This window comes from Kitasatospora sp. NPDC002551 (genome assembly GCF_040296005.1).
Taxonomy (GTDB): domain Bacteria; phylum Actinomycetota; class Actinomycetes; order Streptomycetales; family Streptomycetaceae; genus Kitasatospora.
Genome location: NZ_JBEOWI010000041.1, coordinates 75600 through 84688 on the forward strand (window position 1 = coordinate 75600; position 9089 = coordinate 84688).

Genomic DNA, 9089 nt, shown 5'->3' on the forward strand with positions numbered 1-9089 from the left:
GAGGCCCGGCGATGGAATGTCCCCACCCACCCGGATTCCACGCGGAGGTCCGCGCCCAGTACGCGGCCGCCGGCGCCGAAACGGCGCGGCTGCTGCGCGCGGTGTCCGAGGACCGCTGGACAGCGCCCACCCCGTGCCGCGACTGGGACGTGCGCGCGCTGGTGAACCACCTGGCGGCCCAGCACCTGTGGGTGTGCCAGGCGGTCGCCGGCTACACCCCGGAGCAGATCGGCCACCGGTTCGAGGGCGACGTGCTCGGCCGCAACCCGCTGGGCGTGTGGACGATGGCGGTGCGCAGCGCGCAGCGCGCGCTCAACCGCCCCGGCGCCCCCGACCTGCTGGTCCACCTGCCGTACGGCCTGCGGGACGCCGGCGGGTACGCCCGGGAGCTGACGGCCGAGACGGTCGTGCACGGCTGGGACCTCTCCCGGGCGCTCGGCGAGCGCGGCCGGATGCCGCCGGGCGCCGCCCGGTACGCGCTCGCCGAGTTCCGCGGCTACCGCGATCTGGTGGGCACCGGCCGCTTCGACCCGCCGCGTGCCGCACCGCCGGGCGCGGACGCCGAGGACCTGCTGCTGGCCCTCACCGGGCGCGACCCGGCGTGGTCCGCCGACCGCATCTGACCCGGCCGGAAGCCGAACCGACCGCCGCTGTTCCGCGGCCCGCCCGTCGGTCGGGCCCCCTGCGGCTCCTCCAGCGCGGCGAACGTGCCGGGCCGGTACGGGCCGCCCGCCCGGTGGACGACGGTGTTCATCCGGGCCGCCGCGTTGATCGGCGCGATCAGGCGGACCAGCGCGCCCAGCCGGTCGTCGTCGAAGTACCCGCACGCCTCGGCCCAGGTCCCGCCGGTCACGCCGTGCCGGTCCGGCACTCCCGCCCGACCCGCGAGACCCCGCTCACCCGGTGAGGCGCGACGCCCCCCGGGCGGCCCGGTCCGGGCGAACGGATCGCCGAGAAGCCGCCGGAGCGGCCGATCGCGCCGGTCGCCCTCCTAGGCTCGCGGCGGCACGGGCGGACCGTCGTGGTCACGCTTTCCGGACCCGTGCCGCCTCGGGTCATGTGTCGTCGACGAAGGAAGAGCGAGGAAGAGATGGGTACACCCAGCGAGCCTTTCGGGACGGTTGTCAGCGAGATCGGAGTCAACATCCGGGAGTTCCCCAGCACCGACTCCTCCGTCGTCGGCACCTTCCCGTTCGGTGCCAAGATCGGGCTGCGGTCGAAGGTCAGGGCGCAGAACATCGACGGCAACGACATCTGGTACCTGCTGCGCGACCGCAACGCGTGGGTCGCCGCCCGGCATGTCGCCAACACCGGCGTCGTGCCGTTCGCCAAGGACGCGGCGGGGAGTTCGGGGGTGACGGCGGCCGAGGGACCACAGGGGTAGGCCGGTCCGGGCGGTGGTGGGCGGTGGTGGGCGGTCCGCCCCTGCCGGCCCGGCGGCCCGCCCCGCCCCGGCTCACCCGCGCGCACGGCTCCGGCCGTGCGCGCGGGCGTGTCCGGGGCGGTCGCGGGATCGTTGACGTCCGATTCTCGCCAGCCCAACGCCCCTCCGGCTTGGTGGACTTCGGGCATCGATCACTCACCGTGCCCGGACAGGAACACCGTCATGCCCGACACCGCCATGCCCGACACCGCCCGCCCCGCCCCGCACTCCCCGCCACGGAGCCGGACCCGTTCCCGGACCGGCGGTTGGCCCGCCGTCCTCGCCGTCACCGCGGGCGTCTTCGCCATCGTCACCACCGAGATCCTGCCGGTCGGCCTGCTCACCCCGATCGGCGACACCTTCCGGATCTCCGACGGCACCGCCGGGCTGATGATGACCCTGCCCGGCCTGGTCGCCGCCGTGGCCGCGCCCGCCGTCACCGTCGCGACCCGCCGGGCCGACCGCCGCACCATGCTCTGCGCCCTCCTGCTGCTCCTGGCGGCCGCCGACCTGCTGAACGCCTTCGCCCCCGGGTACGGGGCGGTGCTGGCGGCCCGGGTCGCCCTCGGCCTGGTCATCGGCGCCTTCTGGTCGATCGGCTCCGGGCTCGCCCCGCGGCTCGTCCCGCCGGACCGGCAGGCCCGCGCCCACACCGTGATCTTCACCGCCGTCCCGCTCGGCTCCGTGCTCGGCGTCCCGGCCGGCGTGCTGCTCGGTTCGCTCGCCGGCTGGCGCGCGGCCTTCGCCGCGATGGGCGTCCTCACCCTGCTGGTCCTGGCCGCCCTGCTGTGGAGCCTGCCCCCGCTGCCGCCGCCGGCCACCACCACCGGCCTCGGCGTGCTGCGCGGGCTGCTCGCCGGCCGGGACACCCGCACCGGCCTGGCGGTGACCTTCCTGATCGTCCTCGCCCACTTCGGCGGCTACACCTACGTCACGCCGTTCCTGGCCGAGGTCACCCACGCCGGCCCGGGCCTGATCAGCGGGCTGCTGCTCGCCTACGGCGCCGCCGGACTGCTCGGCAACCTGCTCGCCGGGCAGCGCGCCGCCCGCGCCCTGCGCCCGGTGTTCACGGCGGCCGCCGCCCTGCTCGCCGCCGCCACCCTCCTGCTGCCCGTGCTCGGCACCACCGGTCCCGGCGCCACCGCGCTGCTGCTGCTCTGGGGCGTCGCCTACGGCGCCGTGCCGGTCTGCTCGCTCAGCTGGTTCCTCGCCGCCGCACCGCACGCCCCCGAGGCCGCCGGTGTCCTGTTCACCTCGTCCTTCCAGGCCACCATCGGGATCGCCGCGCTGCTCGGCGGCGCCGTCGTCGACCGCACCACCCCCACCACCGTCCTGCTGCTGGCCGGCGTCACCGCGCTGCTCGCCGCCGCCACCGCCGTGCGGACCGCCCCGGTCACATCGCGATGAGCACACCGGTGGGCACCAGGGTCAGCCCGGCGCTCACCGGCCAGTAGAACCAGCCCCCGCCGGTCCGCCCGGAGCGCCCGGAGCGCCGCCGCAGCGCGTCGTTCGCCAGCCACCACAGTGCCGCGCACGCCACCACCACCGGCCCGCAGAGCACCAGCCACGGCAGCGGCCCGTCGTTCTCGGTCGGCTCCCCCTCCGTCCACCCCAGCGCCGCCAGCGGCCAGTTGGCGGCGAAGTACCACAGCAGGAAGAGCGGCACCACGGCCGGCAGACCCATCACCAGGTTCACGGCCGCGGCGGCCGGCGGGTACGTACGCATCCGGTCAGTATCCCTTGTCGGTGGCTCCTGGCACGATGCCGTCATGCTCGCCACCCGTCCTGACCGGCGCCCCGACGGCGCCCCGGCGCTCCCCGACCTCCGGGGGGACTTCGAGGTGCACCTCACCGTGCGGCCGGACGCCGCCGAGGCGCTGGCCGCCTGGGCCGCCGACCACGGCCTGAAGTGCACTCACATCCTGCTGGCCCGCGGCGCGGCGCCCTCGCAGCCGATGCTCACCCTGCGCGCCGCCGGCCCGCTGGCGGAGGTCGCCGCGGCGGCCGCCCGGACCGCGGAGAGGCTGGCCGCGGCCGGGTTCGCCGTCCTGCGCACCAAGATCGAGGCCACACCGTGGGCCCGCGGTGTCCCGGCCTCGGACGGGGACGCCGCCGCCCACGGCCCGGCCCGCTACTTCGAACACCACGTCAAACTGCTGCTGCCCGGGCCCGCCCCGGAGCCCGGGCTCGCCGAACTCGCCGTCCGGCACGGCGCCCACCTGTCGCACAACCCGCGCCGGGTGCGCGCGGACGGCCGGCGCGAGTGGTTCGTCACCCAGCGGTGCCGCCGGGTCGGTCTGGCCGCCGCCGGCCGCCGCCTGGAGGCACTGCTCGCGGACCTCACCACCAACGGCCACCACGTCGTCTCGGTGGAACGCGAGTTCGTCGCCGTGGACAGCGCCGAGGCGCTGGACGCGGGGTGGCTGACCGAGCACGACCGCACCGCGGAAGGAGAGACCCGATGACCGACAAGCGTCCGCTCGCCTGGGAGGTCCTCACGTACGGGCCGTGGGAGGACCTGCTCGTACCCAAGCAGCCCCCGCCGGAGGACGTCCGGGAGGAGCGGGACCTGCCCCGGTCGATCCGGCCGATCGACGACGAGGCGGTGCGCCAGCAGCCGGTCTTCGACCCCGCGCTCGCCGGGTACAGCCGGGCCCTGCGGCCGAGCGAACCCGTCTTCGCCGACCCCGGCCTCGCCGAGCGCTGGCACGCCGCCCGGCGCGAGGCCCTGAACACCGTGCTGTCCGCCGTCGCCGCCTCCCCGTGGGCCGGACACCTCGTGCTGCGCGGCAGCGTCCTGCTGCGCGCCTGGTACGGCGAACAGGCCCGGGAGCCGGGCGACCTGGACTTCGTGGTGGTCCCGGCGGACTGGACGCTGGAGGACCCGCGCACTACCCGGATGCTCACCGAACTCGCCGCCGGTGCCGAGGCGCTCTCCGGAGCGGTCCGGCTGCACGCCGACCGGGCGGTCGACGACGAGATCTGGACGTACGGCCGGGTCCCCGGACGCCGGCTGGTGCTGCCCTGGACGGCGCCGGGCGTGCCCGGCGGCACCGTCCAGCTGGACTTCGTCTTCACCGAGCCCCTGCCCGCCGCCCCGCGGCCCTGCGAACTGCCCGGCGTCGGCGCCCCGCTGCTCGCCGCCACCCCGGAGCTCTCGCTGGCCTGGAAGATCCTCTGGCTGGTCTCGGACGCCCACCCGCAGGGCAAGGACCTCTACGACGCGGTGCTGCTCTCGCGCACCGCCACGGTCTCCTACGCCCTGCTGCGCGAGGTGTTCACGCTCTCCGAGGAGAACTACGCCCGGTGGCCGGTGCTCCCCGGGGACCTCGCCGAACTCGAAGCCGACTGGGACGAGTTCGCCAAGGACTACCCCGGCTTCGCCGAACCGGTCGAGGAGTACCCGGCCGAGTTGGTGGCCGGACTCGCCGCCACGTTCGGCGGCCGCGGCGAGTACGCCCTGCGGGCCGAGTGGCTCGCCCCGCTGATCGGGGAGCTGCGCGAGGTCCTGGCCCGCGAGGGCATGGCCGCGGTCCAGCAGTGGATCACCCGGCACCACCTGCCCCCGGCCAACTCCCTGGTCGTCGTCCGCGAGCTGCTGGACGGCGACCTCGCCGCCGCCCGCCGGCTCCTGGGCGACCACGGCCACCCGAACCGGCACCTCGGCAACCTGGCGGAGGTCGCCGACCGCTACGCCGCCGAACTGTCGGCCGGCTGACCGGTTGGCAGCCCGGCACGGGCAGCACCTCTACGGCGGCCCCGGCCGGGCCCCGTCCGTCGGACGCTCAGCACGGGCGGGCGGGGGCCGTCACTCCGTGAGGAGGAGGTCGCCCTTGCGGAGGTTGCACAGCCAGTGGCTCAGCTGCACGTTGTCGGCGGTGTGACCGCCGCCCGCGGTCACCGGCACCCGGTGGTCCAGGGTGGCGCACCACAGGTCCGGCCAGGACAGGTCCGGGTCGACGGCGGCCCCGCAGATCCGGCAGAACCAGCCGTCACGCTCGTAGATCTCCCGCGGGTCCAGGCGCTCGATCTCGCCCTCCTGCCCGAGCGCGCGCATGCGGGCGGCGTAGTTGCCGGCCGCCCGGCTGACGCGCTTGAGCCGCTCCGAGCGGGCCGCGTACGCGGGGGTCCACAGCGTGGGAATCTCCTGGAGGCCGCAGACGTGGGCCGTCCAGGTGTACGGCTCGCCGTCCTGGTCGACGTCGCGGACCACCTCCTGGTACCAGCACCAGGTCCGCCCGCCGGCCTCGAACGGCTCGTACGTGTCGAGCTGGTGGGGGCCGAGGAACTGGCCAAGCAGCAGCGAGGTCCGGGTGCCGCTCTCGTCGACCTCGTAGAAGCAGGTCGAGCCCGTCTCCTCGTGCACCGCGAACACCACGCGGTCCAGGTCCCAGTGCTCCGGCGCCCCGACGGTGACCTCCCAGGGGACGGTCTCCGGCGGCAGGACCGCCAGCGGCAGGTAGACGGTGCGCGAGCCGTGGCGCTCCACGATGTCGCCCGGCCTCGGCGAGCGGCCCAGGAACTCGTACGGGAACGGCGCGTCCTGGGCCAGGGTCCGGAACACCAGGGGTTCGCGCGGCGGCTCGGGCTCCGGCGTGGGCGGGGGCGGCGGGACGACCTCGCCCCGTTCGATCCGCCGGTTCAGCCGGCGCTTGAGCGTGGCGTTGCAGCGGGGCGAGCACACATGGCGGTCCCGCTGCTTCCACTGGGCGTTCGGCGCTATCGCCTCGCCGCACACCCGGCAGGGCTCGCCGCCCTTGGCCCGGCTCTCGGCCTTGAGTATCTCGTCGTACCACTTCGCGTAGTCGCCCACGCCTGCCACGTCCTTCCGTTCACCTGACCGCCCGACTGTAGACGAACCGGCGACCGGCGCGAGCGGCGGGCGCCGTCGTCGTCGCAGGTGAGCCGAGTGCTCCGGGGTCCGGACGGCCGACGCCGGGAGCACCGGCCCCGCTCCGGCCGGTGCGGGCCGCCGCGCCGGGCGGGCGGCGAGCAGCACCCGCAGCGCGCCCACCCAGACCATGGCGGCGCCGAGCAGGTGCGGGATCACCGCAGCCTCGGGCAGTCCGGTCAGCGACCGCACCACGCCGAGCAGGCCCTGGCCACCACCGAGGAGACGGCCGCCGCCCGCACGCTGCGCGGCCCGAGCATGCAGCGTCCGGCCGGCCAGGACAAGGGAGTTCGCGCCATCGGGGCCGTCCGCGATCGGGTCGTCGTACGGTGCGCCCACCCTACGACGGCCCTGCCTCCCGGTGACCGAGGCCCTCCGGAGCGTCACGGCTGGCGCGGTCCGACGGGTCGCAGCCGCCGTTCCCCCGGCCGTCGGGCCGGTCCGGGAGCAGTTCGGCGACGCGGTCGGCGACCTCCTGGTGCAGGGCGTCGCGCACCGCCCGAACGGCCGGCTGGGTCACCGCCTCCCGCCGGACCGCCAGCGTGATCGGCAGCCGGATGTCCACCTCCTCGGCCAGCAGCCGCGTCAGCCCGGCCCGTTCGGCGAGGAAGGCGGGCAGCACCCCCACCCCGGCCCCCAAGCGGGTGGCCTCGACCTGGGCGAAGACGTTGGTGGAGGCGAACGCCGGTGTGACGCCGGGCAGATGGCGCTCGATGTCGAGGTCTCCGACCTGGAGCATCGACTCGATGTAGAAGACCAGCGGATGCTCCCGCAGCTCGGCGACCGTCCCGGGGGCCCCGCACCGCGCGAAGTACTCGTCAGCGGCGTACAGGCCCAGGGCGTAGTCGGTGAGGTGCTCGGTGACCAGCCGGCCGCGCGGCGGCCCACCGATCGTCAGGGCCAGATCGAAGCCCGCCGGCCGAAGGGGCAACTCCCTTGTCGCCGTGATGAGTTCGGCCTGCAGCCGGGGGTGCCGGCGGCGCACCCGGGCCAGCGCCGGGGTGGCGAAGACGGTCCCGAAGCCGTCCGGCGCGCTCACCCGGACGGTGCCGTGCAGCGACGGCGCGTCCTGAGCGGACACCGCGTCGACAGCGCGCACCAGGGCGTCCTCGACCGCGCGGGCGCTCTCGCAGACGGCCTTCCCGGCGTCCGTCAGGGCCCAGCCCTCCGTGCCGCGCTCGATCAGCCGCACACCGAGGCTCCTCTCCAGCGCGGCGATGCGGCGGGACACCGTGGTGTGGTCCACCCCGAGCGCGTCGGCGGCGGTCACCAGCCGCCCGGTCCGGGCGACCGCGAGCAGGTGGCGGAGGTCGTCCGCGCGGAGCCGGTCGCCGACCGGGCGGGAGCGGGAGCGCACCGGGCCAGCCTATCTGCAGTTGTGCACACCCCGTCTGCGCGATTGGCGATTGAACGCACACCCGCGCGGGCCGCACAGTCGAGACCTCACCGTCCCGGCCGGCGCAACCGGCCACCGCTCTCCCACCGTCGAGAGGTGCCCCATGGTCGCCGGCCTGTCCCTGCCGCGGATCCTGCGCGTCGGCCGCGGCGCCGCCGCCGAACTCGGCGAGGTCGTCAGGGAACTGGGGCTGAGCCACCCGCTCGTCGTCACGGACGCGTTCCTGGTCGGCAACGGCGCGGCCCGGCGGCTGACCGCGACCCTGCTCGACGCCGGGCTGCAGCCGCGGCTGTTCGCCGACACCGTGCCCGACCCGACCACCGACTCGCTGCTCCCCGGCCTGGCGGCGCTGCGCGAGCACGGGGCGGACTCGGTCATCGGGTTCGGCGGCGGCAGCCCGATGGACAGCGCCAAGGCCCTCGCCCTGCTGGGCGTGCAGGGCGGCGAGATGCGCGACTACAAGGCACCGCGCGTCAACCACGGGCCGGCGCTGCCGGTGATCGCCGTCCCCACCACCGCCGGCAGCGGCTCGGAGGCGACCCAGTTCACCGTCATCACCGACAGCGCCACCGACGAGAAGATGCTCTGCCCGGGACCGGCCTTCCTGCCGCTGGCCGCCGTCATCGACGTGGAACTGACCATGTCGATGCCGCCCCGGCTGACCGCCGACACCGGCATCGACGCCCTCACCCACGCCGTCGAGGCGTACGTGAGCCGCAAGGCCAACCCGTTCTCCGACGGCCTCGCCCTCACCGCGATCGGCACCATCGGCCGCCGGCTGCGCCGCGCCTACGCGGACGGCTCGGACGCCGAGGCCCGCGAGGCGATGATGCTCGCCGCGACCCAGGCCGGCATCGCCTTCTCGAACTCCAGCGTCGCCCTCGTGCACGGCATGAGCCGCCCGATCGGCGCCCACTTCCACGTCGCCCACGGCCTGTCGAACGCGATGCTGTTCCCCGCCGTGACGGCCTTCTCCGTCCACGCCGCGCCCGCCCGGTACGCCGACTGCGCCCGTGCCCTGGGCGCCGCGAGCACCGCCGACTCCGACGACGCGGCGGCCGGCAAGCTCGTCGACGCCCTCCGCGCCCTCTGCCGCGACCTCGACGTGCCCACCCCCCGCAGCTACGGCATCGACCACGACGCCTGGACGCGCCTCACCCCGCTCATGGCCGAGCAGGCCCTCGCCTCCGGATCCCCCGCCAACAACCCCGCCGTCCCCACCGCCGCCCAGATCCAGGACCTCTACGCCGAGATCTACGCCTGAGGGTCCGAGGCTTGCCCGGAAACGCAGAGAACCCCCGCCGGAATACCGGCGGGGGTTCTCTCACAATTTGTTCGGCGGCGTCCTACTCTCCCACAGGGTCCCCCCTGCAGTACCA

The 9089-nt window shown here is 75.5% G+C and carries 9 protein-coding genes; 6 read left to right on the top strand and 3 right to left on the bottom strand.

The window, feature by feature from the left end:
• Positions 1-11: 11 nt before the first annotated feature.
• The 3 genes from ABT093_RS28900 (at position 12) to ABT093_RS28910 (ending at position 2830) form a co-directional block, all read left to right on the top strand.
• A complete protein-coding gene (locus ABT093_RS28900; RefSeq protein ID WP_350569435.1) occupies positions 12-623 on the top strand; it encodes a TIGR03086 family metal-binding protein in 612 nt (203 codons plus the stop codon).
• A 467-nt stretch (positions 624-1090) separates the two neighbouring features.
• Positions 1091-1384: an SH3 domain-containing protein gene (locus ABT093_RS28905; protein ID WP_350569437.1), complete on the top strand. Its 294-nt coding sequence runs from the start codon at positions 1091-1093 to the stop codon at positions 1382-1384.
• A 222-nt stretch (positions 1385-1606) separates the two neighbouring features.
• Positions 1607-2830, top strand: coding sequence for an MFS transporter (locus ABT093_RS28910; RefSeq protein ID WP_350569438.1), 1224 nt, complete (start codon positions 1607-1609; stop codon positions 2828-2830).
• Here ABT093_RS28910 and ABT093_RS28915 read toward each other — a convergent pair.
• The gene (locus ABT093_RS28915; protein WP_350569440.1) at positions 2817-3149 is read right to left on the bottom strand and encodes a hypothetical protein; all 333 of its coding nucleotides are present in this window, start codon (positions 3147-3149) and stop codon (positions 2817-2819) included. The genes ABT093_RS28910 and ABT093_RS28915 overlap by 14 nt on opposite strands.
• Positions 3150-3192: 43 nt before the next feature.
• On the opposite strand from ABT093_RS28915, the gene ABT093_RS28920 reads away from it, so the two are divergent.
• Together ABT093_RS28920 and ABT093_RS28925 are read left to right on the top strand one after the other, a co-directional pair.
• Positions 3193-3888 (top strand): hypothetical protein, encoded by a 696-nt coding sequence (locus ABT093_RS28920; RefSeq protein ID WP_350569441.1) that lies wholly within the window; start codon positions 3193-3195, stop codon positions 3886-3888.
• Positions 3885-5141, top strand: a complete 1257-nt coding sequence (locus ABT093_RS28925) for a nucleotidyl transferase AbiEii/AbiGii toxin family protein (RefSeq protein WP_350569443.1) — start codon at positions 3885-3887, stop codon at positions 5139-5141. Before ABT093_RS28920 ends, ABT093_RS28925 begins: the two co-directional genes overlap by 4 nt.
• Positions 5142-5231: 90 nt before the next feature.
• On the opposite strand, the gene ABT093_RS28930 is transcribed toward ABT093_RS28925, so the two are convergent.
• Both ABT093_RS28930 and ABT093_RS28935 read right to left on the bottom strand, forming a co-directional pair.
• Positions 5232-6653: an HNH endonuclease gene (locus ABT093_RS28930; protein ID WP_350569444.1), complete on the bottom strand. Its 1422-nt coding sequence runs from the start codon at positions 6651-6653 to the stop codon at positions 5232-5234.
• 1 nt (position 6654) lies between these two features.
• Positions 6655-7671 (bottom strand): LysR family transcriptional regulator, encoded by a 1017-nt coding sequence (locus ABT093_RS28935; RefSeq protein ID WP_350569446.1) that lies wholly within the window; start codon positions 7669-7671, stop codon positions 6655-6657.
• 142 nt (positions 7672-7813) lie between these two features.
• Here ABT093_RS28935 and ABT093_RS28940 point away from each other — a divergent pair, with 142 nt between their 5' ends.
• Complete coding sequence (locus tag ABT093_RS28940; protein WP_350569447.1) at positions 7814-8974, top strand: iron-containing alcohol dehydrogenase; 1161 nt, start codon at positions 7814-7816, stop codon at positions 8972-8974.
• Positions 8975-9089: the final 115 nt, after the last annotated feature.

What these genes read in the sequence shown, in the direction of transcription:
- ABT093_RS28925 (WP_350569443.1), top strand. Translation starts at nt 3,885, where the DNA reads ATGACCGACAAGCGTCCGCTCGCCTGGGAGGTCCTCACGTACGGGCCG.
- ABT093_RS28910 (WP_350569438.1), top strand. Translation starts at nt 1,607, where the DNA reads ATGCCCGACACCGCCATGCCCGACACCGCCCGCCCCGCCCCGCACTCC.
- ABT093_RS28915 (WP_350569440.1), bottom strand. Translation starts at nt 3,149, where the DNA reads ATGCGTACGTACCCGCCGGCCGCCGCGGCCGTGAACCTGGTGATGGGT.
- ABT093_RS28920 (WP_350569441.1), top strand. Translation starts at nt 3,193, where the DNA reads ATGCTCGCCACCCGTCCTGACCGGCGCCCCGACGGCGCCCCGGCGCTC.
- ABT093_RS28900 (WP_350569435.1), top strand. Translation starts at nt 12, where the DNA reads ATGGAATGTCCCCACCCACCCGGATTCCACGCGGAGGTCCGCGCCCAG.
- ABT093_RS28905 (WP_350569437.1), top strand. Translation starts at nt 1,091, where the DNA reads ATGGGTACACCCAGCGAGCCTTTCGGGACGGTTGTCAGCGAGATCGGA.
- ABT093_RS28940 (WP_350569447.1), top strand. Translation starts at nt 7,814, where the DNA reads ATGGTCGCCGGCCTGTCCCTGCCGCGGATCCTGCGCGTCGGCCGCGGC.